Annotated in this window: 19 protein-coding genes; 7 read left to right on the top strand and 12 right to left on the bottom strand. The window is 64.5% G+C overall.

Features of this window, described 5'->3' with window-relative positions; genetic code table 11:
- Window positions 1-47: 47 nt before the first annotated feature.
- Window positions 48-842, top strand: a complete 795-nt coding sequence (locus QA600_RS18070) for a YihY/virulence factor BrkB family protein (protein ID WP_278293325.1) — start codon at window positions 48-50, stop codon at window positions 840-842.
- A 125-nt stretch (window positions 843-967) separates the two neighbouring features.
- On the opposite strand, the gene QA600_RS18065 is transcribed toward QA600_RS18070, so the two are convergent.
- Window positions 968-2713 carry a C69 family dipeptidase gene (locus QA600_RS18065; RefSeq protein ID WP_278293324.1) on the bottom strand — a complete coding sequence of 582 codons (1746 nt, stop codon included), beginning with the start codon at window positions 2711-2713 and terminating at the stop codon, window positions 968-970.
- A gap of 318 nt (window positions 2714-3031) precedes the next feature.
- Between QA600_RS18065 and QA600_RS18060 the strand changes: the two genes are divergently transcribed.
- Window positions 3032-4459 (top strand): sodium-dependent transporter, encoded by a 1428-nt coding sequence (locus QA600_RS18060; RefSeq protein ID WP_278293323.1) that lies wholly within the window; start codon window positions 3032-3034, stop codon window positions 4457-4459.
- A 3-nt stretch (window positions 4460-4462) separates the two neighbouring features.
- On the opposite strand, the gene QA600_RS18055 is transcribed toward QA600_RS18060, so the two are convergent.
- Window positions 4463-5797, bottom strand: a complete 1335-nt coding sequence (locus tag QA600_RS18055) for a metallophosphoesterase (protein WP_278293322.1) — start codon at window positions 5795-5797, stop codon at window positions 4463-4465.
- 478 nt (window positions 5798-6275) lie between these two features.
- Between QA600_RS18055 and QA600_RS18050 the strand changes: the two genes are divergently transcribed.
- Window positions 6276-6731: a hypothetical protein gene (locus QA600_RS18050; protein ID WP_278293321.1), complete on the top strand. Its 456-nt coding sequence runs from the start codon at window positions 6276-6278 to the stop codon at window positions 6729-6731.
- Between the two features lie 179 nt (window positions 6732-6910).
- Window positions 6911-7057, top strand: coding sequence for a hypothetical protein (locus tag QA600_RS18045; RefSeq protein WP_278293320.1), 147 nt, complete (start codon window positions 6911-6913; stop codon window positions 7055-7057).
- A gap of 197 nt (window positions 7058-7254) precedes the next feature.
- Here QA600_RS18045 and mce read toward each other — a convergent pair whose 3' ends face one another.
- The 3 genes from mce to QA600_RS18030 all read right to left on the bottom strand — a co-directional run bounded on the left by mce (window position 7255) and on the right by QA600_RS18030 (window position 11329).
- Window positions 7255-7638, bottom strand: a complete 384-nt coding sequence (gene mce, locus QA600_RS18040; protein ID WP_278293319.1) for a methylmalonyl-CoA epimerase — start codon at window positions 7636-7638, stop codon at window positions 7255-7257.
- A 137-nt stretch (window positions 7639-7775) separates the two neighbouring features.
- Window positions 7776-10457: a PAS domain S-box protein gene (locus QA600_RS18035; RefSeq protein ID WP_278293318.1), complete on the bottom strand. Its 2682-nt coding sequence runs from the start codon at window positions 10455-10457 to the stop codon at window positions 7776-7778.
- A 44-nt stretch (window positions 10458-10501) separates the two neighbouring features.
- A complete protein-coding gene (locus QA600_RS18030; RefSeq protein ID WP_278293317.1) occupies window positions 10502-11329 on the bottom strand; it encodes an aldo/keto reductase in 828 nt (275 codons plus the stop codon).
- A 205-nt stretch (window positions 11330-11534) separates the two neighbouring features.
- On the opposite strand from QA600_RS18030, the gene QA600_RS18025 reads away from it, so the two are divergent.
- From QA600_RS18025 to QA600_RS18015, 3 genes are all read left to right on the top strand, one after another.
- Window positions 11535-12032, top strand: coding sequence for an NUDIX domain-containing protein (locus tag QA600_RS18025; protein ID WP_278293316.1), 498 nt, complete (start codon window positions 11535-11537; stop codon window positions 12030-12032).
- A 244-nt stretch (window positions 12033-12276) separates the two neighbouring features.
- Window positions 12277-13236: an NDP-sugar synthase gene (locus tag QA600_RS18020; protein ID WP_278293315.1), complete on the top strand. Its 960-nt coding sequence runs from the start codon at window positions 12277-12279 to the stop codon at window positions 13234-13236.
- A 130-nt stretch (window positions 13237-13366) separates the two neighbouring features.
- Entirely contained in the window at window positions 13367-15472 is a 2106-nt protein-coding gene (locus QA600_RS18015; protein WP_278293314.1) for a glycosyltransferase family 2 protein, read from the top strand.
- 170 nt (window positions 15473-15642) lie between these two features.
- Here the strand turns inward: QA600_RS18015 and QA600_RS18010 are convergent, their stop codons facing one another.
- The 7 genes from QA600_RS18010 to QA600_RS17980 form a co-directional block, all read right to left on the bottom strand.
- A complete protein-coding gene (locus QA600_RS18010; protein ID WP_278293313.1) occupies window positions 15643-17325 on the bottom strand; it encodes a methylmalonyl-CoA mutase family protein in 1683 nt (560 codons plus the stop codon).
- A gap of 109 nt (window positions 17326-17434) precedes the next feature.
- The gene (locus QA600_RS18005) at window positions 17435-18856 is read right to left on the bottom strand and encodes a hypothetical protein (RefSeq protein ID WP_278293312.1); all 1422 of its coding nucleotides are present in this window, start codon (window positions 18854-18856) and stop codon (window positions 17435-17437) included.
- A 65-nt stretch (window positions 18857-18921) separates the two neighbouring features.
- Window positions 18922-21246, bottom strand: a complete 2325-nt coding sequence (locus QA600_RS18000) for a hypothetical protein (protein WP_278293311.1) — start codon at window positions 21244-21246, stop codon at window positions 18922-18924.
- A 284-nt stretch (window positions 21247-21530) separates the two neighbouring features.
- Window positions 21531-21710, bottom strand: coding sequence for a hypothetical protein (locus QA600_RS17995; protein WP_278293310.1), 180 nt, complete (start codon window positions 21708-21710; stop codon window positions 21531-21533).
- A gap of 237 nt (window positions 21711-21947) precedes the next feature.
- A complete protein-coding gene (locus tag QA600_RS17990; protein ID WP_278293309.1) occupies window positions 21948-22778 on the bottom strand; it encodes a universal stress protein in 831 nt (276 codons plus the stop codon).
- Between the two features lie 180 nt (window positions 22779-22958).
- Window positions 22959-23825 carry a 2-oxoacid:ferredoxin oxidoreductase subunit beta gene (locus QA600_RS17985; RefSeq protein ID WP_278293308.1) on the bottom strand — a complete coding sequence of 289 codons (867 nt, stop codon included), beginning with the start codon at window positions 23823-23825 and terminating at the stop codon, window positions 22959-22961.
- Window positions 23822-25579 (bottom strand): 2-oxoacid:acceptor oxidoreductase subunit alpha, encoded by a 1758-nt coding sequence (locus QA600_RS17980; RefSeq protein WP_278293307.1) that lies wholly within the window; start codon window positions 25577-25579, stop codon window positions 23822-23824. The genes QA600_RS17985 and QA600_RS17980 overlap by 4 nt, the downstream gene beginning before the upstream one ends.
- Window positions 25580-25703 lie beyond the last annotated feature (124 nt).

Below are 25703 nucleotides of genomic sequence, written 5' to 3'. Positions count from 1 at the left end.
GCAACGTCCACGCCCAGCGATTTTTTCGACCCTCCTGTACGCTCGGTATGAGTCGGCTTGACAGTATCCGAACGATCGCCGCGCGAGCGAGCGACGAACACATCACGTTCTACGCTTCCAGCATCGCGTACTATGCGTTCTTTTCGATCATCCCGTTGCTACTGCTAACGCTGGCGATTGGATCATTCGTCGGCGAGGAAGCGTTCGCCGAGCGAATCATCGCTGCGGTCGAAGGACATCTCTCGGCGTCCGGCCGCGAGATCGTAAATCAGACGCTCGAGAACCAATCGGGGCAAGTCGGCGCGTCGATCCTCGGCGTTCTCGGCTTGGCGTGGTCGGCGGTCAAAGTCGTTCGAGCGATCGATATGGCGTTCGACGAGGTCTACGCGGCGGACGTGGAAACGCCGTTCACACGCCAAATCCTCGACGGAGTCGTAGTGTTAGGGCTGGTCGGCGTCGGCGTCAGTCTCATGGTCGGCGTTGGAACGTTCATTAGTCGTCCGACCATCGTCGAGCTTCCGTACGTCGATCTCGTCGGCTGGACCGTCCTGGTGGTTGGGCTCACGATCGTGTTTCTCCCCATGTATTACGTCATGCCACCGCAGCAGATGAGTCTCGGCGCGGCGCTGCCGGGAACGCTCGTCGTTTCCGTCGGGTGGCTGTTTCTCCAGGCCGGGTTCCAGCTGTACAGCAGATATGCAGCCGGGTTTGAGGCGTACGGAGTCATCGGCGGTGTCTTGCTGTTTCTCACGTGGCTGTACTTCGCCAGTACCCTCCTTCTCCTCGGAGCGGTCGTCAATGCGGTCCTCGAACAGGACCTCGAGCGAACGTCTCCGGTCTGAGACCGGGATGCGCGGGCGTGACGTACGGAACTCCGGCACTGCAGGTTGTTCGATCGGTGGTCAAGCGGTGTAACCTGCACCGCTGTTCCGAGGAGGTGTTCGAAAGTCTCATCCGAAGCGCCGAGCTACTCGTCCTCGAGCGTCGGCGCCGGCCTCGAGCGCCCGTCCCGAACACCGCCGGCCTCGTCGGTGTAAGCCCCGTGTTCTCGCGGGTAGTCGGCGTGAAGGTCCTCGCTGTAGACGTGGACCTTCTCGGTGTCGGGACCCTCGTCCATCGACTGGCTGGTCGGAGGCGTCGTCTCGCCCGGCTCGGGTCTGCCCTCGGGTTTCGGGATCTCGATACGCTCGCGGAGGTCGGCCTCGACGTCCATCGCCAGCGTCGTCCCGAGTCGCAGGCTCTCGAGCAGCCGTCGCGAGGTGTCCTCGGTGAGGTACTCGCAGGCCGCCCGATCCTCGCCGGCCTCGAACAGTTCGCGAGCGTTGGTCTCGACGGCGTCGCGCTCCGCGAGCACCTCTCGTTCGAACCCCTCGATGGCACCGACGACGTCGGCGTAGAACGCCTCGGGATCGGCAGAAGTGAAGTACAGCAGGCGCTTGAACTCCCGTGTGGCGTACCGGGTGGCCTCCTGGAGCTTCCACTCCTCGTCGAGGAAGTTCGCGGCCGAGTTCGTGGTGAGATACCGGTGCTGGCGGAACTCGGGCGGGACCGACTCGACGCCGACGGGAATCGGGACGTACGGCGTCGTCGCGGCGCTCGTGACGGCGGTCCACAGCGTATGGAGTTCCTCGCGGGTATCGGGCCGCAGGTGGGCGACCTGACCGTAGCCCGCGTGGTCGGTCGACCAGCGTGGGTCTCGCACCAGCGCGAGCATGTCCTCGAGGCTGACCGGCGCCAGCTCCCGGAGCTCCGCTTCCCGTTCGGGCGGATAGCGTGCATCCTGGTAGAACTCGGGGGCGTCGTACTCGTCGGCCTCGGCGGGGAACTCTCCCAGGCCGTAGACCTCGAACAGGTCGAGGGTATCGCCCCCGCCGTCCCACCACCCCTGTTCCTCTGCGAAGTCGACTAGCCGATCCGAGCCGATGAAGTCCGGATCGTCCTCGTGATCGACGGGAAACTCGCGGATATAACCGAAGTACGACACCCGGACCTCGTCGGCGCCGAGCCGTTCGGCCGCCCAGAGATCGCCGTCCGGGTGGGCGAAGTTGATGAACACCCACCCCTCGTCCTCGTCGGCGAACAGGTGGGAGTTCCCGCCGTAGGTCGAGTAGCCGTGTTCGTCCATCAGCCCGCCGACGACCTCGACGGCCTCCCGGGCGCTTGAGGCCCGCTCCATCGCCGCCTTCGCGAGGTCGGAGTACTGGGGGCCAGTCTGAGGTGCCTCCTCCTCAGCCAGCTCGACGAGTTCGGCCCGCGAGGGCGACCAGATATCGCGGGCGGCGACGCCGTGTTCGTTGAGCCCGCCGTTGGTCAGCGGCGGCGGGAACCCCGCCCACTCCGAGTACATCGAGGCGACGTACTTGTTCGTCGTCTCTGCCTGGGGAATCTCGGTCAGCTCGCCGGGGATGTCGGCGTCCTCGGTGACACCGACGGTCACGGTCGCGTCCTCGCCGTGGTCCTGACGGGGCACGACTTCAAGCCAGTGGCTCGAGGGCTCGTGGCCGAATCCCCCAAGCAGCGTCGATCCGTCCTCGGTGAGCTCGCTGCCGACGTAGAAGCCGATACTCTTCCCGTCGAGCGAGTGAGGGTCGCTCGGATCCTCGAGGCCCGCGTCGACGTCGAACCCGCCTTCGCCCCGCCCGGCACCGGCGAACAGCGCCGCGCTCACGCCCAGTGCTCCGAACCCGCGTCTCGAAAGTCGTCTCTTAGTCACGTACTATCACTCCGTCGAGTACGTTCGGCGAACCTCTCGATAATAGTTAGCAATGATAAAAAAAGGAGAACATACTGGTCCGAACTGACGGACGAGCCCCGGGAAAGCTGACGGCCGGACGGATCCGTCGCGATCGTTTCGGTTTTCGACTCGAGTCGCGAGCAAAATCTAAAACTCCATACATCAATAGATCTACGATCAGATACTGGGCTGGTCGTCCGCTGAAGCAAATATTTCGGTTTCCGGGTAATCATTACGATAGTTAATTTCAATTTAACGATAATCCTTATGCGCGGCGACCCGCTCGCCCGAGACAGAATGGCACGAGAGAGTTGGGCGAGCCGGGCCGGGTTCATCCTGGCCGCGGTCGGGAGCGCGATCGGACTGGGGAACATCTGGCGGTTCCCGTGGATGACCGCCGAGAACGGAGGGAGCGCCTTTCTGCTGTTGTACCTGCTCATCGTCCTTTTCGTCGGCGTTCCCGGGCTACTGGCTGCGTTCGTGATCGGCCGGCGCTCGAACCGGAACCCGGTCGGGGCGTTCAGCTCGCTCGCGGGATCGCGGGCCTGGACGGCGCTCGGCATGCTCTGTGTCGTCACCGCGATCCTGCTGATGTCGTTCTACAGCGTTGTCGGCGGGTGGATCCTCCGGTACTTTCTCGAGAGCGCGACGGGCGCGTACTTCGCGGATCCGGAGGCCCACTTCGTGGCGATCAGCTACGGGCCCGAGGCGTTCGGCTACCAGCTGGTGGTGCTGGCGGCCACTGCGGTGATCGTCACCGCGGGGATCAGACGCGGTATCGAGGCGACGACGAAGATAATGCTGCCCGGGATCGTCTTCCTCCTCGCCGCGCTTGCGATCTGGGCAGCCCAGCAACCCGCAGCCACGGAAGGGTACGAGTTCTACCTCGGATTCGACGGCGCCTACCTCACGGAGAACTTCCTGTCGGTGCTCGGATCGGCCGCCGGCCAGGCGCTGTTTACCCTCTCGATCGGCGGCGGGACGATGATCACCTATGCATCCTACGTCGACGACGACCGCTCGCTTCCCCTCGACGCCTCGGCCATCGCCGTACTCAACCTCGGTGTCGGAATTCTGGCCGGGCTCGTGTTGTTCCCGTTGCTGTTCTCGTTCGCTGCGGGGCCGACGGAGGGCGGCCCCGGCGCCCTGTTCGTCGGGATCGCCGGCGCGTTCGCGAACCTGCCCGGCGGTCGCATCCTCGGAACCGTCTTCTTCCTGGTCGTCCTGCTCGCGGCCCTCACGAGTCTGATCAGCATGCTCGAGATCCCAGTCTCGTTCCTGGTCGACGAGTTCGACCTCGAGCGCTCGACCGCGACTCGCGGACTGTTCGCCCTGGTCGCGGTCACCGGCGGCGTAAACGCGTTCAGTCCCGCCGTGTTTACCCTGTTCGCTGACCACCTCGTCGATCTGCTCCTGGTGCTCGGGCTAACCGGGTTCATGATCTACACCGCCTGGGTCCTCGGACCGGAAGCGGTTGAGGAGCTCCGTAACGGTGCGGGACCGATCTCGAGCCCGCTCGTGGTTCCCTGGCGGTACACGATCGGGACCGTCTTCCCGGCGTTTCTGCTCTTTACGTTCTACGCCGACGTCTCGGTCCTGGTCGGGCTCTCCGTGGGGACGGAGCTACTGCTGGTCGTGACGCTGGCGACGGTAGTTCCGTTCGTCCTCCTGGCCCGCCGTTCTCACTACGGGAGCCACAGCCGACCGACTGAAAGCGCGGACTGACGATTAGTCAGTCGCTTCCGCGACCTGTTTCTCGCGTGGCGGTTCGACGACGTGTCGGTCGGGCAGATCCGGTTCGGGTTCCCGGCCGACCGTAAAGAACCGCTCGGTGCGAGTCAGCTCCTCGGAAGCCGGGCTGGGCTTTGCCATCCGTTCGTACTCGACGGCGACGCCCTCCGAGTCCGCCGAGATGCGGACGGCCGGCAGCTGGTAGGACGGGTAAAACACCGGCGGGAGGAGCCCAATGATTCCGTCCCGGCGGTGGAGCCGCTTGAGCCAGGTTCCGGTGTTGACCAGCAGCCCGCCGTCGACCTCGCGGACGCCCGGTCGGTGGGTGTGGCCGTAGCAGAAGATCGTCGTTCCCGGCTGCTCGGAGAAGATTTCGCGGGCAGCGCTCTCGTAGGGCTGCTGGGGATCGACGGTGAGTTCGGTCTCGAAGACGCCGAAGCGGTCGACGGTCTTCCGGATATCCCGGCGGATGAAGTACAGCGGGATCCCGACGAGCGTCAGCAGCCCGCCGACGGTGACGTTCAGCGCGAGGAAGAACCAGGCCGCCGTCCCGGCCGCACCGAACTGGCCGAGGAAGGCTTCGGTTCGGTCGACGGGCATCGACCAGATCCCCGCGAGATCGAGCCCCGCGAGCACCGCGAGGATGACGCTGATGTTGAACAGCAACAGGAACGGGAACATCGAGTACCGCAACAGCGGGTTCATCTCCCGGTAGAAGTACTTCGAGAGGAGCCAGACGGGCATCCGTTCGGTTGGGGTCACCGCCTGGACGTCTTTCATCCAGTTGTACCGTCCCCGATCGGAGAGCTGGCCCGCTCGGCTCGTCACGAGGGTGTTGTAGTAGTAGCCGAGCGGCGTCGCGTGGGGGTTGCCCCAGTCCTCGATCCGGTTGTTGGCGTCGTGCTGGTGGCCGTGCTCGAAGTGGATCGCCTGATCGCCGATCTCCCGGCTGATCCATCGGTCCTGGACCAGCTCGACGTTGTACTCGGCGAAACGCTCGACGTACTCGTCGTAGGCTGCCAGCTCGTGGTCGTGGTTGCCCGGCAATAGCGTGATCGGCACGTTCTCGCCGGTCGCCCGAAACTGTTCAAACAGCGTCGGATAGGTGCGCTCGAGCACCTCGAACTTCTCGATTCCTTCGACGGTCGTAAACTCCCAGAGCCCGAACGCGTCGCCGTTGATGATCAGCTCGGCGTTCTCGTCGGTCTCCTCGAGTCGCTCGAGGAACTCGAGCAGTTCGTCGAGGAACTCGACGTCCTCGAGTTGCTCGTCGCCGCCGATGTGGAGGTCGCTGATCACGTAGTAGACCCGATCATCGGTCTCGGTGGCCATCATCCTCACACCTCGTCGCCGTCCCAAAAGTTTTGTCGTCTGTCGCCCTTTCCGCGACAGCTTTCGAGTCTCCCTCGAGCGAGCGGTGTAACGATCGCGAAACCGACTCCGTCTGCGTTCGACGGCACTCGTCGATTCGTTCCGTTTCGGACGCTAACCGAGACTACGGCTTTGTGATGGCCTGTCGCGCATGTACAGGGCCACCGCGATGCCTCCGTTGCTGAACCACGAGAAGTGCCACTCCAGCGTCTCCTTGAGCCAGTTCTGTAGTGGGAGATCGTTGTTGTAGGACCCGGGTGCGGTGAGACGGGAGTACTCCGTCGTAACGAGCCGGATGGCCCGCTGTTGTATCATGTACTGCGCTGCCAGACACGAGGAGAAATCTACAGCACCCCACTCAAACAACTTATTTATATGTTCGTATTAATTCGAAAGATAGACTAGCATTAATATACGGTGGGTGGAGGAAAGTGATACGATGCCGGTCGATATTGAATCAGACTGTTGGGACAAAAGTAAACGGGCCGACTGTATAGAGGTAGAGATTGAGAGGTACCTCCAAGAGAATGCAGAGAAGGCCTATAGACCAGCAGAAGTGACGGGCTATCTCACAGATGAAAAACCGGAGGTGTTTCCGCAAACGTTGCTCGGTGGAAAGGATTCTGCCAGAGCATCTCGGATCGCGCTGGTTACGTCACGACTGGAAAAATTAGCCTGGCACGAGCGTGTTGAGGCCCACGTTCTTGACGACAAACTATACTACACCAACCGCGAAGGTGGGCAGTTCCCGGTAGCCGAAGTGGAGCGGAACATCCCCAATCGACTCATCGATCTCGAGCAGAAGATAGAAGAGATCGATACGGAGATAACTGACGTACTTATGATAGTTCAACACCTCGAAGCGCAACTCCACGAGGAGTTCGATTTACGGTAGACGGAAGACGTCGTGAGGAGCGAGTGCCACCGCTCACAGCAGCGGCTTTCACACCTCCGTCCATTCTCGTCTCTATCCGGAGGGCGGCCCGAAGTGGACTCCACTTCTCTACCCGTGTTCTCCGAGAAAAACGAGATAGCAAGCCCAACATCTACCTGACAACGTGGAATACTACGGGTATGGTCAGAATCTCGACAATCGTCATCGTACTCGCGATCGTGCTCGGCATCGGTCTCCTGCCGATCCCCGTCATCCCCGGCGTGGGGATCCTCGTCGGCCTCACGGGGATCGTGTTGGGAATCATCCTGCGGCTGCTCGGCTACTAGCGCCGAACGTCGGTCCGTTTCCGCGTCCCCGACCTTTTCCTGCCGACCGGTTCGAAATAGCTGTCGGCTCGAGCGCTCAGCGCTGCTCTCGGCGGTGCCGAACGATGGGGCGACTCATATGGATTGCTGTAACGATGTCCCGGCGCAACCGCCGCACGGGTCGCGGTTACGCCGGGACTGACGTACAGTAAACCGTGTCAGTGCTCGACAAACTCGAGCAGGATCCCGCCCGTGTCCTTCGGGTGCAAGAACGCGACCGTGTGGCCCCACGCGCCGGGACGGGGCTGCTCGTCGACGAGGGCGACGTCGTGCTCGCGGGCACGCTCGAGGGCGGCCTCGATGTCGTCGGTCGCGAGCGCGAGGTGGTGGATCCCCGGTCCGTTCGCCTCGAGGTAGCTGGCGATCGTGCCGTCCTCGACGGGCTCGAGCAGCTCGAGGTAGCCGTTCTCGCAGTCGAGGAAGACGACCGTCATCCCATCGAACGTCTCCTCGTGGACAGTTTCGAGGCCGAACAGCTCGCCGTACAGCGCCGCAAGCTCCGCGGCGTCGTCGGTCGCGATCCCCGCGTGGTCGATATGCATCGGGAGGCGGGTTCGAGCCCGCGGGGCCTGAGTGTTGTCCTTCCGGCGACGATCTCATACGATTTACTGTACGTCGTTTCCGGCGCAACCGCGAGCCGAACGGTGGTTGCGTCAGTAAACCGCCACAGCAATCCGTATCACCCACCGACGGCCGGAAGGGTGAACGAAAACGTCGACCCCTCACCGGGTTCGGATTCGACCCAGATCTCGCCGCCGTGGCGTTCGACGATCCGCTCGCACAGCGCGAGGCCGATCCCGGTGCCGTCGTGGTCGCCGCGGCCGTGCAGACGCTGGAACATCTCGAAGATCTGCCCGCGCTCGTCGGCCGGAATGCCGATCCCCTCGTCGCGAACCGAGATTTCCCACCTCGGGCCGCGTCGTTCCGCCGAGACGTGGATCCGGGGCGGGCCGTGGCTGTACTCGATCGCGTTGTCCAGCAGGTTCTGAAACACCTGCCGGAGCTGGCTCTCGTCGCCCTCGACGGTGGGCAGGGGATCGGCGGTGACGTCGGCGTTCGTCGCTGCAATTCGCATCCCGAGATCCGATCGGACCTCCTCGAGGATGGCGTCGAGATCCACCGGCTCCAGCGGATCGCCCCGCGTCTTCACCCGGGCGTAGGCGAGCAGGCCGTCGATCATGTTCCGCATCCGCTCGGCGCCCTCGAGTGCGAACGCGAGGAACTCCCGGCCGTCCTGGTCGAGTTCGTCGGCGTACCGCCGCTCGATGAGCTGGAGGTAGCTCGAGACCATCCGCAACGGCTCCTGGAGGTCGTGACTGGCGGCGTAGGCAAACTGCTCCAGGCGTCGGGTTTCGGCCCGGAGCTCGTCGATGTACTCCCGGCGCTCGAAGTGAAACTTCGCGAGCGTCGCGAGCGTGTCGATCAGCTCCTGTTCCTCGTCGATGAACGCGTTCGTCTCCTCCTCGGACGGTGGGGCCGTGAACCCGACGTCGATCGTGATCGGCGTTCCGTTAGCCGTGCTCGCACGGGAGGTGATCATCCGTTCGAACGATTCGTTCGTTCCGGTTACGGCCTCCCGGTTTCCGAACGAGATCCGCGCGGCGGTTCGCTCGGGGAACCGGAACGACTGCGGGAGTTGCGCGACGAACTCCTCGAGCAGCTCCTCGACCGATCGGTCGCCGGTCTCGAGCAAGCTCGTCGCGAGTTTGACCGCCGCCAGCTCCTTTTCACGCTCCTCGAGCTCGTGCTTTCGGCGCTCCGCAAGCTCTTTGAGGTCGGTGATCTCCGTCGCGGTGACGACGACCTGCTCCGGGGACCCTCCGCCGACGCCGATGGGAGCGGCGTTTATCGACAGCCACGTCGGTTGGCCGTCGGGTCGGTCCAGGCGAATCTCCAGATCGTACAGCGGTTCTCCCGTCTCGAAGACGCGGCCCGCGGGCCGCTCCTCGACCGGGAGCAGCCACCCGTCCCCGTCGTACATGTCATGTTGGCCCGCAGCGTACTCCTCGCTCTCGTCCGGCGACACGTCGAGCAGGGTCGCCATCCGCTCGTTCGCTCGACTGGTCGACCCGTCGGGGTTGACGACCGCGATGCCGACCGGGCTCGTCTCGAGGATCCGTTCGACTAGGTCGCGCTCGTGCTGGAGCTGCTGCTCTCGCTCCCGTCGCTCGGTCATGTCGCGGGTGACCTTCGCGTACCCCTGGAGTTCACCATCCTCCCTGATCGCCGTGAGCGTCACGCTCGCCCAGAACGTCGAGCCGTCCGCGCGGACGCGCCAGCCCTCGTTCTCGCTCGTCCCCTCCGTCCTGGCTTCTTTCAATATTCGTGCCGGAACGTCGGCTGCCCGATCGGCGTCGGTGTAGAATACCGAGAAGTGCTCGCCGCGGATCTCCGACGCGTCGTACCCCTTGATCCGTTTCGCCCCCTCGTTCCAGCTCCGTACCCGTCCCTCGGGATCGAGCATGAAGATGGCGTACTCGTCGACCGCGGTGACCAGCGACTCGAACCGCCGCTCGCTCTCGCGGCGTGCCCGCTGTGACTCCTTTCGGTCGGTGATATCGTAGTACAGCTCGACGCGACCGCCGGCGTACCGACCGGACTCGATCGGCTTGCTCCGGTGTTCGAGCCAGCGCCCCTCGCGGCCGGGGCCGGCCGTCACTCGGCACTCGAACTGCTCGACGGAGCTGTTGTCGTCGTACGTGGCCAGGACGGTTTCCGCGAACCCCTCCGGATCGGCGAGTCGGTCGCGGATCGTCTCCCCGATGACCGCTCGCTTGTTCCGCCCGATGACGTCGTTTCGCTTGATGCCGAAGTACGTCTCGACGGTTTCGTCCGCCCAGACGACGTCGAACGACTCGTCGAGGACGAACACGCCGACGTCGGCCTCGTCGATAACCGACGAGATCGAGTCGTCCGTCTCCCAGACGGAGGTCGGCCGATCGCGTTCGCGGTCGGGTGTCTCGCGGACGACGCCGGCGACGCCCTCGAACTCGCCGCCCTCCTCAAGGACGCTGAACCGGGCCTCGCAGGGGAGGCTGTCACCGTCGACGGTCTCGATCGCGAGATCGAGCGTCGCGTCCGCGTTCTCGTTGGTCTCGAGGCGCTCGTGGAGTTCCCGCTCGAAACGAGTGGTATCGTACTCGTCGAAAACGACCGAGACGTGCTCACCGAGCAGCTCTTGCCGATCGTACCCCGTCCACTCGAGAACGGTGTCGTTGACCGCGACGAACCGGTTGTCGGCGTCGAGCTGATAGATGCCGTCGCCGATCGCGTTCACTACCGTTCGATACTGCTCCGGCGGGACTCCTCCGGTCGCGCTCTCCCGGTCAGCCTCGTCAGGTGCCCCCACACCGTCGCACATATTCGTTCAGTAACGGGTGAGCCGGATAAGTTCTTGCACGAGCCTCAGTTGAAGCCGAGCTTGGAAGCGATCCTCGCGGTGAGACGCGGATCCGTCAGTTCGAACACCGTTCGCATCTCCTCGCTCGAGAGCTCGAAGTCGAAGATCTCGGCGTTCGCCTCGAGGTGGTCGCGACTCGAAGCCTTCGGGATCGCCGCCACGGCGGGCTGCTGGACGAGCCACCGCAGTGCGACCTGGGAGGCCGACTTGCCGTAGCGCTCGCCGATCTCCGCGAGGCGGTCGTCGCCGACGACGGCACCCTCGGCCAGCGGGCTGTAGGCGGTCAGGCAGACGTCGCTGTCGACGCAGTACGAGAGCAGTTCGTCCTGTCGGTGGTAGGGGTGGTACTTCACCTGGTTGGCGACGATCGGCGTCGTCGAAAGCTCCCGGGCGCGCTCGAGTTGCTCGACCGAGAAGTTGCTGACGCCGATATGGTCGACCTGTCCCTCCTCCTGTAATTCGTTCATCGCACCGAGCGTCTCTTCGAGAGGCGTGTGATCGCGAGGCGCGTGGATCAGGAGGCAGTCGACCGTCTCGACACCAAGACGCTCGAGGCTCCCGCGGGTCGACTTGAGAACGTCGTCGGACGCGAGGTTGCCCGTATCGACCTTGGTTACGACGAAGACGTCCTCGCGGGGGACGTCGCTCGCCGCGAGCGCGTCGCCAACCGCATCCTCGTTGTCGTACATCTGGGCGGTGTCGAGGTGGCGGTAGCCGGCCTCGAGGGCGGCCGCGACCGCCTGTCGACACTCGTCGCCGGTCATCCTGGCGGTGCCGAATCCGAGCGCCGGGATCGCCGCGTTTCCGGCGTCGGTAGTGTAGCTGTCGGTCACGTCGGTTCGTTCGACGCCGACGGGCTTCAGTCCTCCCCGCAGGGGCGGAGTCGTCGTCTCGTCGGCCGTGTCGACCTCGATACGAGAGTTTCGTCTTCCATCCTAGTTGCCTAGTTTCGAGCCTAGTCGTCATCCTTTAGGAATATATAGTTGGCTAGCTTCAACCCTCGAAAGGGTTTTATGGACGGTCGTAAAGGTTCGTTCTATGGTTGGAACCGAGGTGCCGTGCGTCCCCAAGGTCTGTGCGTACATCACCCGCAACGATCGCGAACTGCTCACGTTCGAGGCGACCGGCCACGACGGGCTCCAGGTCCCCAAGGGGACGATCGAACCCGGCGAGTCACCCCTCGAGGCGCTCCGCCGGGAGGTCGCAGAGGAGAGCGGGCTCACCGAGCTGGAATCGATCAGCCGCCTGGCCGAAGACGTCTGGGTGCGCCGGCTCTCGCCGCCGAAGCTCTACCGCCGCCACTTCTTTCACGTCTCCGTCGAGGAAGACCGCGACGCCTGGACCCACGTCGTCACCGGCGAGGGCGAGGAGCGAGGAATGGAGTTCGAGTACGCCTGGCGGGAGCTCCCGCCGGCCCGCGAGTTCGCCCTCTCGCTCGACGACTACCTCGATCGGCTCGAGTCGGTTGCGCCCGTCGGTCGTCCATCGGTCGATCCAGTCTCGTTCGCGTACGGCGAAACTGGCCGATCGGATTGATTCGTCCAAGCGTTCAGACGCGTCGCGTTCGTCCCCTCCCCTCGAGTCGCCCCGTCTCAGGCACCTATATTCATTAAATACGGATCGGATCGGAAGAGCCTCGTTTCTAACTACATACAACGTTTAAGGGAACTGTTACCGTACCCCGCATTCCAACGAGCGCGACTCTCGGTGCGTCGGTTTCACGGTCGCAGGATTTCGGTAGCGACGCGTTCGGTGTCGGCTCGAACACCGGTGGTTTCCAGTGAAGGCAATCGTACTCGCGGGGGGATACGCGACCCGCATGTGGCCGATCACGAGGCACAGACCGAAGATGCTCCTGCCGCTGGGCGAGGGGACGGTTATCGGACGGATCCTGTCCCAGCTCGAGGTGGACGAGCGGATCGACGAGACCTACGTCAGCGTCAACCGACGGTTCGCCGGGGAGTTCGAGACGTTCCTCGCGGCGAGCGAGTTCGAACGACCGCGCGTGAGCGTCGAGGAGACCGAAAGCGAACTCGAGAAGCTCGGGGTTGTCGGCGCACTCGGACAGCTCGTCGAACGGGAGGGGATCGACGACGACCTGCTGATCGTCGCCGGCGATAATCTGCTGGGGTTTCCGATGCGCGAGTTCGTCGACGCGTTTCGGAAGCGCGAGGCACCGACGATCGCGACCTACGACGTCGGCGACCTCGAGAAGGCCAGCTCGTACGGGCTCGTCGAGGTGACGGACGGCCGGGTGACGAGCTTTCAGGAGAAGCCGGAAAATCCCGGGAGCACACTCGTCTCGATCGCCTGCTATGCGCTGCCGCGCGATGCGATCGCCTTCGACGAGTACCTGACCCACGGCAACAACCCGGACGAGATCGGTTGGTTCGTGCAGTGGTTACAGGCGCGCCAGTCCGTGTACACCTACTCGTTCGACGACGTCTGGTACGACATCGGCTCCGCCGAGAGCTACCTCGACGCCGTCGGCTGGACGCTTGAGGGCGAGTCGGTAGTCGCCGAGAGCGCAACCGTCGAGGACTCGACGCTCGAGGAGAACGTCCACGTGATGGGCGGTGCGACGGTCACGGACTCGAGGCTACGGGACACCGTCGTCTTCCCGGAGACGGAGATCGAAAACAGCGAGATCGGTCGGTCGATCGTCGATCAGTACGCCTCGATTTCGGATATCGAACTGAACGACGCGCTCGTCGGCCCCTACACCTCGCTCAACCGATAGTGGTGGGGAAACCCGCTGCTGCGACCGCGTCGTCGGTCGAGAGCGCGAGTCGATGTGTCGTCGAGATGCCTACCGGTGGTTGTCCACGCACTGTTATCGGTGACCCCCAGGACGGAAACGGACTCCAATAATGGAGCGAGCCCGAGCGTACGTCCTCGTCTGGCACGCTGCGATAGTCGCGGCGCTCGTCGGCGTCGTCGGTCTGGGTCTAGATCTGGGGCAACACCTGGGAAGCGTAGTACTGGCGACCGCTGGCAGCGGTGTGCTCGCCGCGTTCGTCCTCGCTGCCGCGTGGCGGAAGAGTCGCCGAACGGTCGATCGACGCTGGGACGGTATCGTTCCCGTCGCGGTCGGCGGAGTGGCACTCGTCGCGGCTGCGACGACCGGTCTGGGTCTGTACTCGCTTCCACTCAGCGAGCGCGTGGTCGTCCTCGCCACGAGCGCGCAGGTGTTCCTGCTCGCCGTCGACCGGTACTCGGCCGATACCGCTCACAACACGCGATGGCGGATGCTCGCCGTCGGCCACGGCGCGATAGTGGCAGGGTCCGCACTGGAGTTGGGGCTGCTCGGGTTCAGGCCCGGGGCGGCGCTCCTGCTGTACGCGACCGGATTCTCGCTGCTCTTGCTCCACGCGTTCTGGATGTTTCAGCTCGACAGCAGCGTCGTTCCGCCACAGCCGAACACCGGTCCTCGCCACTCGGAGGCGATACTGCTCTCGGCCCTCATCGCAGGCAACATCGGCGTCATCGCGGCGAGCTTCTCCATCGCGGTCGTGTTGGCGGTCCCGACCACTCGCCTCGCGCAGGTGGCGTCGATCGTCGCGGGCATCGCAGCGGTGGTGGCCTTCGGAATGCTCGTCGCGCCGCCGTCACCGCCCAGTCGACTGGACCCCCTCACCGGCGTTATCGCGACGGTGTTCCAGCACGCCGGAATCGCAATCGTCATGCTGAACCTGATCGTGATCGCAGTGTTTTTCGCGTTCCCGGGGGCGTTCTTCCTGATGCTCGGTCTGTATCTCCTCCTGCTCGCCGTCGGAGTCGGCATCGAGTACCTCCAGGTCGCGTACGCACACCGCCACTCCCGATCGAACGAGGACGCTCCTTCGCTCCCGGAGGACCTACCCGTGACCGTCGTGGTCACCGCCGCCTTCGAGGCCGACGTGTTACCGGAGAGCCTGGAACACAACCTCGAGGCGCTTGATGGAATGCAGTTTATCCTCGTTCCCGCGGCGAAGTCGACCGACGGAACCGTCGAGATCGCTCGCGAGTTCCGGGACCGGTACCCCGATCGGGTTCGCGTCGTGGAGGGAACGACGGGTTCGAAGGCTGGCGACCTCACGCACGCGTGGAAGTCCATCGATACGCCGTACGGACTGATCCTCGACGCCGACGAGAGGATCGAGGCCGAGTTCGTGGCTCGAGGGTTGCGGATGCTCCGCGAGAATCCGCAGCTGGGAGCGGTACAGGGTCGAAAGGCCGCGGCCAACCCCGACGCGGACGCGCTCGCGCGATTCGTGAGCGCGGAACGTCGGTACAGCACGTGGGTCGATCACCCGTTCATGGACGAGATCCTCGGTGCGGGACACTTCGGCGGCTCCTCGGCGATCTTTCGCCGGGAGGTACCGCCGGAGGTGGACGGTTGGCGATCGGAGGTGCTCACCGAGGACATCGATCTCACGCTCCGGCTCTACCTGGAGACCGAGTGGCTGGTAGGGTACGACGCGCGAATGGTGTCACGAGAATCCAATCCCGCCAGCTTCCGCGCGTTGGTCCGCCAGCGGATACGGTGGGCGCGGGGCTGGATCCAGGTCGCGAGTTACCACGGCGGAGCGATTCTGCGGTCCCGAGAGCGGTTCGGACTCGGTCGAACCCTCGGGTTGAGCTGGCTGCTTTTCACCGCGGTGAGCGCGCCGGCGTCCGTGGTTTTCCCGGCGTTCATGCTGCTCTGGTTCGCCGGTCTCGCCCCCGCGTTGCCGGTCGGGTTGTCGCTCCTGTTCGCGCTGTATCTCCTGCCTGCGCGGGCCGTCTCCTTCGGGTACGCGTCGCTGCGCGATCCCGCTCTCGCGGAAACCGTCGGCCGTGGCCGAGGGGTTACTCCACGCCTACCTTTGGATCCTGTTCGCCTGGTTCGTCCAGCTCCACGCGCTTTACCTGCAGTTTGTCGACGCGCCGCAGGTGTGGCACATAACCCCAAAGAAGAGCGCGAAATCCCGCACGGTTCCCCCCGAATCCGGTGACTCCGTCGCTGGATCCGAGCACAGTTCGACCTCGAGTCCCGAATAACGCGGGACCCGAGCTGTCCCGTCGTTCCGCCGCTTCGAGCGAGGGCGATCGGCGTCTCCGCGAGCCCTCGAGACGGGAAGCATTCGACGACGCCGTTCGGTGAAGTTCGGCGGTACGGCTTGCCCTAGACCGCGCTGCCGGGCTGGTACTCGCCGAACTCCTCGCGCAGGACGTTACAGACCTCGCCGACCGTCGCGTACGCCTTCACCGCGTCGACGATGTGCGGCATGACGTTCTGGTCGCCGCGTGCAGCGTCCCGAAGCGACTCGAGCGCGGCGTCGACGGCTTCGTCGTCCCGGTCCTCGCGGACCGACTCGAGTCGGTCGACCTGTCGTCGTTCGTCCTCCTCGGTGACCTCCTCGACGTCCATCTCGGGGTCCTCGTCGACCTCGAACTCGTTGACGCCGACGATGACGCGCTCTTTCTCCTCGATCTCCTTCTGGCGGTCGAAGGCCGTATCCTGAATCTGGCGCTGGACCCACTGCTGATCGACGGCCTCGAGCATGCCGCCCCGGTCGTCGACCTCCTCGAGGATCTCGTAGGCGTCGTCCTCGACCTCGTCGGTCAGCGACTCGACGTAGTAGCTGCCCGCGAGGGGGTCGATCGTGTCGGCCGCGCCGGACTCGTGGGCGAGGATCTGCTGGGTGCGCAGCGCGGTCCGAACGGACTCCTCCGTCGGCAGGGCGAGCGCCTCGTCCTTCCCGTTAGTGTGCAGCGACTGAGTGCCACCGAGGACCGCCGCGAGCGCCTGGTAGGCCACCCGGACGACGTTGTTCTCGATCTGCTGGGCGGTGAGCATCGAGCCCGCGGTCTGGGTGTGGAACTTCAGCTGCTTCGATTTCGGATCGTCGGCGTCGAAGCGCTCCTCCATGATGTCGTGCCACATCCGTCGTGCGGCCCGGAACTTCGCGACCTCCTCGAAGATGTTGTTGTGCCCGTTGAAAAAGAAGGAGAGCCGCGGGGCGAACTCGTCGACGTCGAGCCCGGCCTCGATGGCGGCTTCGACGTACTGAATGCCGTTGCCGAGAGTGAAGGCGAGCTCCTGGGCCGCCGTGGAACCGGCCTCGCGGATGTGATAGCCCGAGATCGAGATCGTGTTGAACTTCGGGGTCTCTGCGGCACAGAACTCGAAGATGTCGGTGATGATCCGCATCGACGGCTCTGGCGGGTAGATGTAGGTGTTACGCGCAATGTACTCCTTCAGGAGGTCGTTCTGAATCGTCCCCCGAAGCTCCGCGCGGTCGACGCCCTGCTGGTCGCCCACCGCGATGTACATCGCCAACAACACGGACGCGGGCGCGTTGATCGTCATCGAGGTCGAAACCTCGTCTAAGGGGATGCCGTCGAAGACGGTCTCCATGTCCGCCAGCGAGTCGATCGCGACGCCGGCCTTGCCGACCTCGCCGGCGGCCATCGCGTCGTCGGAGTCGTACCCCATCTGGGTCGGCAGGTCGAACGCCATCGAGAGCCCGGTCTGGCCCTGATCGAGCAGGTAGTGGTAGCGCTCGTTGGTGTCCTCGGGCGTCGAAAAGCCGGCGTACTGGCGCATCGTCCACAGCCGCCCTCTGTACCCGGTCGAGTACACCCCGCGCGTGTACGGCGGCTCGCCGGGGTTTCCGAGATCGGCCTGGTAGTCGAGGTCGTCGACGTCCGCGGGGGTGTAGAGGCGGTCGACATCCTGGCCGCCAGTGTCGGTCGTAAACCGATCCTTGCGCTCGCCGAAGCGCTCGAGCACCGGCTCGACCTCCTCCTCGTGCCACTGCTCTCGATCCTCGCGGATCTCCTCGAGTTCATCGGGATCGAACATTATCGTTACCGTCGGGCGGTGACGGCTTCAACCTTTTCGAGTCGCGACCGAGAAGAGATCGTCCGAAGGTGGAGAGTGAAGCGATTACAGCGTCGAATACGCGGCCGGCTCAGCTCATATCGACATCGTCGACGTCCGGATTGCCGTGTCCGGTAAGCGCCGTCCGGTAGGACGCGTCGATCACGCCGTTTCTGAGCGTGACGTCGGAGCGCCGAACGCTAACGCAGCCGCCGCCGGCGGTGGTGATGTCTTCGACGTCGAAGTCCTCGATCGTCAGCCCGCGGTTGTTCGTGCTGCTGGTCTCCGTACAGCGGATCGCGGGCGCCGCGACGTCGGGGCCGCAGAACAGCTCGAGTCCCTTGATGTGGCCGCCGTCGGCGTCGCTGTTGATTCTGACGATGTCGTTCTGGGCGTCGGTGCCGTCGATCTCGATCCGTTCGGCGATCGCCTCGCCGCCGTTGAGCCAGAGGCCGGCTCCGGGGTAGGTCTGATCCGAGCCGCCGTCGAGGAGGATCTTGCAGTCCCGAGCCTCGTCGGCGGCACCGATCCGAATGTTTCCGTTCCCGCAGTTGACCGCCATGCTGTGCTCGACGAAGTTCTCACCGACGCTGTTTCGCACGTAGAGTCCGTTGTCGACGTAGTCCTCGACGTAACAGCGATCCCAGATGTTGATCCCCTCGTGTGGCGGATCGGCGCTGCAGCCGATCGAGTGGCCGACCGACGGCTCGTTCGGGTCGGTGACCTCGCCGTCGGGAAGCGTCACGTTGCGCATCAACGAGAGCGCGTTCGGGTCGCGAGTGTTGATCATACAGGTGTACCGATCCCCGCCCTGTGGACCGTGTCGCCAGCGCTCGCCGACGAGTTCGACGTTGTCGAGCAGACAGCGACCGACGTGGGCGCTGATCAGCCCGGCGTCTCGCTCCCGCTCGTCGTCGATATCGACGTCGAGATTTTGGAGGATGACGTGTTTCGGCGGGTTGTCGGTCGCCCATCGACCGAACAGGAACGCGATGTCGACGCCGTGGTTGCGGACCTCGAGCGTCGCCCGCGGTTCGCCCCGGATCTCGAGGAACTCGACCGGATCCAGGACCGCGAACTCGGTGTTCCAGGTGTAGCGTCCCATCGGCAGCACGAACTCGTGGTTGACCGTGTTCCGGGAGTCGATGTACGAGAGGATCTCCGCCGCCAGATCACCGCTCTCGTCGATCGAGGACTCGTCGACGACGTTGACCGTCGTCACGTCGTCCGGACGGGTCATCAGTTCCGCCATGAGTCCGTTGGTCGCCGGCGTCGGAGCTGACTCCGGCTTCGGTTCGGGCTCGTGTTCCTGCGGCTCGGTCGGTTCGATCCGCTCGAGACAGTACCGGTAGCTATCGGACTCGTAGTCGCCGCCGTAGATCCCGTGTGTCGCCTCGAGGAAGTCGCTCTCGATCGGATACTCGATCGCGGCTCGGCCCCGGACGTAGCTCTCGCCGTCGGCGTCGAGGAGGACTCTGTAGGCTTCGCCGGCCTCGAGGTCGCCGTTGAGCACGAACGCGTCGCCGGCCTCGAGGGCGGCGATAGAGCGCTCGTCGAGGACGTCGCCGCCGTCGTCGGTCAGGTACGCCGTCGTGACGCCGTCGGTCTCCGCCGAGAGCCGACACTCGAGTGCGTCGGCGCTCTCGGTCGCGACCAGGCGGACGCCGGACGGCTGATCCAGCGATCCCCAGGACTGGGCCTCCTCGTCGTCGCCGAGTTCGAGTGCGGGTACCTCCGGCTCGGTCGGCTCGCTCTCGGCCTCGTCGGACGACGTCGAACCGCCCTCGACGACGATCCGGTCGAGACAGTACCGGTAGTTCTCGGACTGGAGGTAGCCGCCGTAGATCCCGTCGGTGATCTCGAGGAGGTCGCCGTCGACGCCGAGAGTCGACCCGCTACCGTCGAGAGGTCCTCCTCGACCCGGAACCGAACGCCGGAGCGACGGTCCAGCGTACTCCAGGACTGACCCTCCTCGTCGTTTCCGAGGTCGAGTTCGGTCTCCTCGGTTTCCGTCTCGTAGCCGCCCGAGCCCGAACCCGAGCCGGCGCTCTCGACGGAGAGCTGATCGAGACAGTAGCGGTAGCTGTCGGTCTCGAGATAGCCGCCGTAGATCCCGTGGGTGACCGAAAGCAGGTCGTCCTCGAGTGGGTAGTCGGCCGCGGCTCGGCCGCGGGCGTAGCTCTCGCCGTCGGCGTCGCAGACGACCCAGTACGTCTCGCCCGCCTCGAGATCGGTCTCGAAAGAAAACGTCTCACCGGCTTCGAGGTCGGCGATCGATCGTTCCTCGAGAGTCTCGCCGTCGTCATCGGTGAGGGACGCCGTCGTGACGCCGTCGGTCTCCGCCGAGAGCTGGCCCGTCACCCTCGAGAGATCCTCGTCGGCTCGGAACCGAACGCCGGACGGCTGGTCCAGCGATCCCCAAGACTGTGCCTCCTCGTCGTCGCCGAGATCGATCGTACTCTCCGCCGAATCGGACTCCTCGGGTTCGGACTCCTCGGGCTCGCTCGGTTCGGAATCGGCGATCGAAACGGTGATCCGATCGACGCAGTAGCGGTAGCTCTCGGACTCGTAGTCGCCGCTGTAGATTCCGTGGGTCGCCTCGATAACGGCGCTCTCGAGGGGGTAGTCGGCCGCAGTTCGGCCGCGGACGTAGCTCTCGCCGTCGGCATCGAGGAGAATCCCGTAGGTCTCGCCGGCCTCGAGGTCGGCGTCGAAAGCGAACGTGTCGCCCGCCTCGAGGTCGTCGACCGACTGCTCCTCGAGAACGTCGCCGTCGCCGTCGGTCAGGACCGCCGTCGTGACGCCGACGGTCTCCGAGGACAGTCGACACGTGACGTCGTCGACGGCCTCGTCGACTCGGAACCGGACGCCGGAGGGCTCGTCGAGCGAGCTCCAGGCCTGGCCCACCTCGTCGCTCCCGAGTTCCAGGGTGTCGGTATCCGAGTCCTCGTCCGTCGATTCCGTCTCGCTTTCGAAGCTGGTCTCCGGAACCGTTCCGGCGTCGGCAGGCCCGATCCGGTCGATACAGTAGCGGTAGCTGTCAGAGAGCTGGCCGCTGCCGTAGATTCCGTCGGTGACCGCAAGCGATCCCGACTCGAGGGGGTAGTCGACTGCGGCCCGTCCACGAACGTAGCTCCGCCCCCGGGCGTCGAAGACGACCCGGTAGGTCTCGTCGGCCTCGAGTTCCGTTTCGAAGGTCACGGTGTCGCCCGCCTCGAGGACCGCAATCGTCTGTCGCTCGATGACGTCCCCCGAGTCGGTTGTCAGATACCCGGTAACGAGCCCTTCCGACCGCTCCGAGAGTCGGCACTCGAGGCCGTCGACGCGCTCGGTCGTCCGCAGTCGAACGCCCGAGCGGTCGTTCAGTGACCCCCAGGACTGTCCCTCGTCATCGCTCTCGAGGTCGATCGCGCCCTCACGTTCTGCGCTTTGCACCGGTCCGATTCGATCGATACAGTATCGGTAGCTGGTCGACTCCGCACCGGATCCGCTGAATATCCCGTTCGTGACCGTCAACAGGTCGTTCTCGATGGGATAGTCGACCTCGGCTCGTCCACGGACGAAGTTCCGTCCGCGAGCGTCGCAGACGATCCAGTAGGTTGCGTTAGCTTCGAGTCGAGCGTCGAAGGCGAACGTCTCTCCCGGGTCGAGCGACGCGATCGTTCGTCGCTCGAGAACTGTTCCGGAATCCGTGGTCAGATAAGCCGTGACGAGTCCCTCGCTCTTTTCGGAGATCCGGCACTCGAGGCCGTCGAGACTCTCCGCGGGAACGAACGTGAACCCGGATCGGTTGCTCTGGCTATGCTGTGCTTCGTCATCGCTGTCGAGATCGAGCGTCTCTGCGGCGCTGTCGATCCCGTCCCCATCGACGTCGGCGGTTCGGTTGTGTACTTGTGGTGTCATCGTTTCGCGTTTTCGCTTCCGTTGATCGTGTGTGGTAATTTCGAGCTGCTATCCTTCTTTGATCTTAGTCTGCTCAGTTTGATTTCAGATTTTGTTGGCCGTTTTAGATATAGTATAACTGCAGCAATATAAATATTCAGGAATTGTTTAAAATCAGGCTAGGGAAACTATCGTCTACGGAGACAAGGTGGATCCGTGATAGGTATAAGTCTTCTAGAAGTGTCGTCGGCGCAGGGCGGGTACGGCCGAGTTGCCGGTTCGGTCGTTTCGAAAGACCCGCTGGTTCAGACGAACGCGAGCCGAACCATGACGAGCACGTCGACGGCGGCACCGGCTGCCAGTTTGGCCTTTCCACCTCGTGGCAACTCCCCGCCGATCGCCAGCGCCTCCGTGAGAACGAGGGAGATTATCGCTCCGTCGGCGACGCCGAATCCGAACGGAAGGACAACGCTGATCGGCTGCAAAAGACTCGAAAATGTCGATTTCGAGCGGTGTCTCCGCCGTGAGCCCCTCCTCGAGGAGGCCGAAGACCGACGCCGAGACCATGGTCCGGACGAGACGCTCCAGAGAACGACCTCCTGTGGTGCTAATTTCGTCGAAGAGAAAGGGGAACCGCGCCAGGACGGTACGCAGTTCGACGACGAACACGAGCGCGAGGCTCTCGAGGGGGACCGTCGAGACCAATCCCGCTTCGGGATCGGCTATCGGTCGATGGTCCGGACCGACAGCACCGGAACCGATGCAGTGCCGATCACCCGTTGGGAGACGCTCCCGGCGACGACGCGATCGAGTCCCGAGCGACTCTCCGTTCCCACGACGACGAGGTCGACGTCGCGCTCGTCGGCGTAGGCGACGATCTCCCGATTGGGAACGCCCCGTTCGATCGCGCGCTCGGTCTCGAGGCCGCGCTCGCTCGCGCGGTCGGCGATCGCGCTCGTCGAACGTTCGCCGACCTCCTCGAGGGCCTCGAGAACGATGCTCGTGTGCGAGTGCACGTCGTTGACGACGGACAGCGCGTGGACGCGCGAGCCGTAGGCCGCCGCGAGTTCGAGCCCTCGATCGACGGCCGCCTCCACTCCCGGTCGGCCGTCGGTCGCGATGAGTACGTCGTCGATCTTCCGAGGCGGGTCCGCGACGTTCGCGTTGACGGTGAGCACCGGACACCGCGCCTCGCGAACGACCGCGATCGCGACGCTGCCCATGAGCCAGCGCGCCAGACCCGTTCGTCCGTGAGTACCCATGACGATCAGCTCGACGTCGTACTCGTCGGCGTACGCGAGCAGCTCCCGGCTGGGCCGACCGGAGCGAACGCTCGTCTCGACGGTGAGACCCCGGTCGTGACAGTCGCGTTCGACGCGCTCGACGTACTCCCGGTGGCGTTCGTGGGCCGACTCGTCGTCGGCGTCCGCCCGGTCGACGACCGAGACGACGTGAACGGTCGCCTCGAGCCGATCGGCGATCTCAAGTCCGCGGTCGGCTGCGGTCGTCGCGATATCGCTGCCGTCCGTTGCGACGAGAATTTCCCCGTACATCGAAGGGGAGTACGGCAGCAACCCCTATGAACGTGGGGTAGCGTCCCACGGGCCCTGTCGTTTATTTGGTGATCGGTCGATGTCTCGAGTTCGACAGCGACCCGAGCACCAACGAAACGCTCGGGACACGTCGCTCGTGGGGCAGCTGTCGTCGAAAGATCGTCGTCGAAACCGCGGCCGTCAGTAGAACTCGCGGACGAGATCCATCGCATCCTCGGGGGCGCCGTCGGGAATCTCGGACATGTCCTCGGTGACGCCGTGTTGTTCGTTGTACGGCACCGAGTTCTCGGCCTGGTACATCACGCCCTGGTACTCCTTCTCGCTGTCGAGGATGACTTCCTTCGCGGCCTCGTAATCGTTCGGATCGTGGTCCTCCTCTTCCTGGAGGTCCACCAGCGAGTCGCGGAAGTAGTCGTAGGTGTCGACGTCGTTGAACGTCACGCAGGGGCTGAAGACGTTGACGAAGCCGAAGCCGTCGTGTTCGATCGCCTTCTGGACGATCTCCTGGTGGCGCAGGGCGTCGGAGGCAAAGGACTGCGCGATAAAGGAGGCGCCGGAGGCCAGCGCGAGCGCGAGCGGGTTGACCGGCGGCTGTTTGGGACCTTCGGGGGTCGTCGAGGTCTCGAAGTCCGACCGCGAGGTCGGCGAGGCCTGGCCCTTCGTGAGCCCGTAGATGCGGTTGTCCATGACGACGTAGGTCATGTCGACGTTCCGGCGGACGGCGTGGACGAAGTGGCCGGCACCGATCGAGTAGCCGTCGCCGTCCCCGCCGGCGACCATCACTTCGATGTCGGGTCGGGACATCTTGACCCCCTGACCGACCGGAAGCGCACGGCCGTGGACGCCGTGGAGGGCGTAGCTGTGCATGTAGGTCCCGATCTTGCCGGAACAGCCGATCCCGGCGACGACGAACGTGTTGTCGGGGTCGTTGCCGGTCTCGGCGAGGGCTTTCATCATGCCGTTCATCGTCCCGAAGTCGCCGCATCCGGGACACCAGGTCGGCTGCTTGTCGGACTTGAAGTCTGTGAATCTAACGTCGGAGCTCATTGTGCGGGCACCTCCTCGGTGAGTTTGGTCGTAATCTCTTCAGCCAGCTCGTCCGCCTTGAATCGGACGCCGGTGTACTTGTTGATGCGTTTCACGCGGGTGAGGGCGTCGTGTTCGATCACGTCCGCGAACTGTCCCGTCGCGTTACACTCGACGACGATCGTCTCCTCGGCGGCCTCGATCTCGTCTTCGAGGTCGGGTCGCGGGAAGATGTACGGCACCGAGATGACGCGGACGTCGACGTCTTCGTCCTCGAGGTACTCGAGGGCTTCGACCAGCGCACCCTCGTTCGACCCCCAGGAGATGACGAGATTCTCCGCGTCCTCGTTCCCGAACTCGCGGTAGTCCCACTCCTCCTCGTTCTTCGCGGTCTCGACCTTTCGGTTTCGCTTGTCGACCTGCTGAACGCGAACCTCGGTTTCCTCGGTTCGGCGCCCGAGTTCGTCGTGCTCGAGCCCCGTGCTCATGTGGGCGCCGTCGGTCGTGCCGGGGATCGATCGCGGGCTGACGCCGTCCTCGGTCGCGGCGTGGGCACGGAAGCGGCCCTGGCTGTCGAGCCACTCCTGGACCTCCTCGTCGTCGACGAGCTTGCCGCGGTCGATCTCGACGGCGTCCATGTCGAACGCCTCGGGCGGGAACGTCTGTTCGGTGACCGACATCGCCAGGTCGGAGACGAGGAACACGGGCGTGTTGTACTTCTCGGCGAGGTTGAACGCCTCGACGGTCTTCCAGAAACACTCCGTGATCGAGGTGGGCGCGACGACGAAGCGCGGAATCTCGCCGTGGCCGCCGTATAGGGCCATGTTCAGATCGCCCTGCTCCTGTTTGGTCGGCATCCCCGTCGAGGGACCCGATCGCATGACGTCGCAGATGACCATCGGCGTCTCGCTGGTCGCGACCAGGCCGAACGTCTCGGTCATCAGGTCGATTCCGGCGCCGGAGGTCGCAGTCATCGATCGCGCACCCGCTCGGGCGGCGCCGAGCGTCATGTTGATCGCGGAGAGCTCGTCTTCGGCCTGAACGACGTGACCGCCATACTCCTCGAGTCGGCCCGTCAGGTACTCCATGATCGAGGTCGCGGGCGTGATCGGATACCCCGCGTAGAACCGGCAGCCCGCGGCGATCGCACCCATGCCGATCGCCTCGTTGCCGTTGAGCAGGACGTAGTCCTCGTCGGTCGTCTCCATGTCGTAGCCGAGGTCATCGACGTCGTAGTTGTCCTGGACGTACTCCTGGCCCAGGCGGGCCGCCTCCTTGTTGTTCTCGACGATCTGGGTCCCCTTGCCGCCGAAGCGCTTCTCGAGGGACTCGTCTAAGTACTCGACGTCGAAGCCGGTGATCTCGCAGGCGGCGCCGAGCGCGACGATGTTGCGCATGATCGCGCCGCCGGCGTCCTCGGCCAGCGACTTCAGCGGGACGTCGATCCCCCTCATCTCCTCGGGAATTTCGGCGTCCCAGGATCGTTCGCCGTCGTAGATGATCGCGCTGCCGTCGTGGAGTTCGTCCAGATTCTCGTCGATCGTTCGCTGTGTAAGCGCGACGAGGATGTCGAGTCGGTCGACGACGCTCTGGACCTCGTCGACGGACGTTCGGATCTTGTAGGCCGTGTAGCCGCCACGGATCCGAGACGCGAAGTCCTTCGAGGTGAATACGTGTCGCCCGGCACGCGAGAGCGCTTGAGCGAAGATTTTACCCGTGGAGTCGATGCCGTCGCCAGCCTCGCCTCCGATCGCCCAGTTGAGGTCCGCTGCCATGTTATGAAGAACCTTGCTCCCAGTAAATGAAAAGGCTTCTGAAAGCCCCCACGGAGGCTTACTCGGGCGTGAGTATATCAGTGAGTCGCCTCCGCTCGTTTCGGCCTGAACGGAACTGCTTTTC

Source organism: Natronococcus sp. A-GB1 (genome assembly GCF_029688845.1).
Classification (GTDB): domain Archaea; phylum Halobacteriota; class Halobacteria; order Halobacteriales; family Natrialbaceae; genus Natronococcus.
The sequence above is the reverse complement of the archived record's forward strand: the minus strand, read 5'-3'. Positions and strand labels throughout refer to the sequence as shown.

What these genes read in the sequence shown, in the direction of transcription:
- QA600_RS18025 (WP_278293316.1), top strand. Translation starts at nt 11,535, where the DNA reads ATGGTTGGAACCGAGGTGCCGTGCGTCCCCAAGGTCTGTGCGTACATC.
- QA600_RS18045 (WP_278293320.1), top strand. Translation starts at nt 6,911, where the DNA reads ATGGTCAGAATCTCGACAATCGTCATCGTACTCGCGATCGTGCTCGGC.
- QA600_RS18010 (WP_278293313.1), bottom strand. Translation starts at nt 17,325, where the DNA reads ATGTTCGATCCCGATGAACTCGAGGAGATCCGCGAGGATCGAGAGCAG.
- QA600_RS18055 (WP_278293322.1), bottom strand. Translation starts at nt 5,797, where the DNA reads ATGGCCACCGAGACCGATGATCGGGTCTACTACGTGATCAGCGACCTC.
- QA600_RS18015 (WP_278293314.1), top strand. Translation starts at nt 13,367, where the DNA reads ATGGAGCGAGCCCGAGCGTACGTCCTCGTCTGGCACGCTGCGATAGTC.
- QA600_RS18000 (WP_278293311.1), bottom strand. Translation starts at nt 21,246, where the DNA reads ATGACACCACAAGTACACAACCGAACCGCCGACGTCGATGGGGACGGG.
- QA600_RS18035 (WP_278293318.1), bottom strand. Translation starts at nt 10,457, where the DNA reads ATGTGCGACGGTGTGGGGGCACCTGACGAGGCTGACCGGGAGAGCGCG.
- QA600_RS17985 (WP_278293308.1), bottom strand. Translation starts at nt 23,825, where the DNA reads ATGAGCTCCGACGTTAGATTCACAGACTTCAAGTCCGACAAGCAGCCG.
- QA600_RS17980 (WP_278293307.1), bottom strand. Translation starts at nt 25,579, where the DNA reads ATGGCAGCGGACCTCAACTGGGCGATCGGAGGCGAGGCTGGCGACGGC.
- mce (WP_278293319.1), bottom strand. Translation starts at nt 7,638, where the DNA reads ATGCATATCGACCACGCGGGGATCGCGACCGACGACGCCGCGGAGCTT.
- QA600_RS18070 (WP_278293325.1), top strand. Translation starts at nt 48, where the DNA reads ATGAGTCGGCTTGACAGTATCCGAACGATCGCCGCGCGAGCGAGCGAC.
- QA600_RS18060 (WP_278293323.1), top strand. Translation starts at nt 3,032, where the DNA reads ATGGCACGAGAGAGTTGGGCGAGCCGGGCCGGGTTCATCCTGGCCGCG.
- QA600_RS18050 (WP_278293321.1), top strand. Translation starts at nt 6,276, where the DNA reads ATGCCGGTCGATATTGAATCAGACTGTTGGGACAAAAGTAAACGGGCC.
- QA600_RS17990 (WP_278293309.1), bottom strand. Translation starts at nt 22,778, where the DNA reads ATGTACGGGGAAATTCTCGTCGCAACGGACGGCAGCGATATCGCGACG.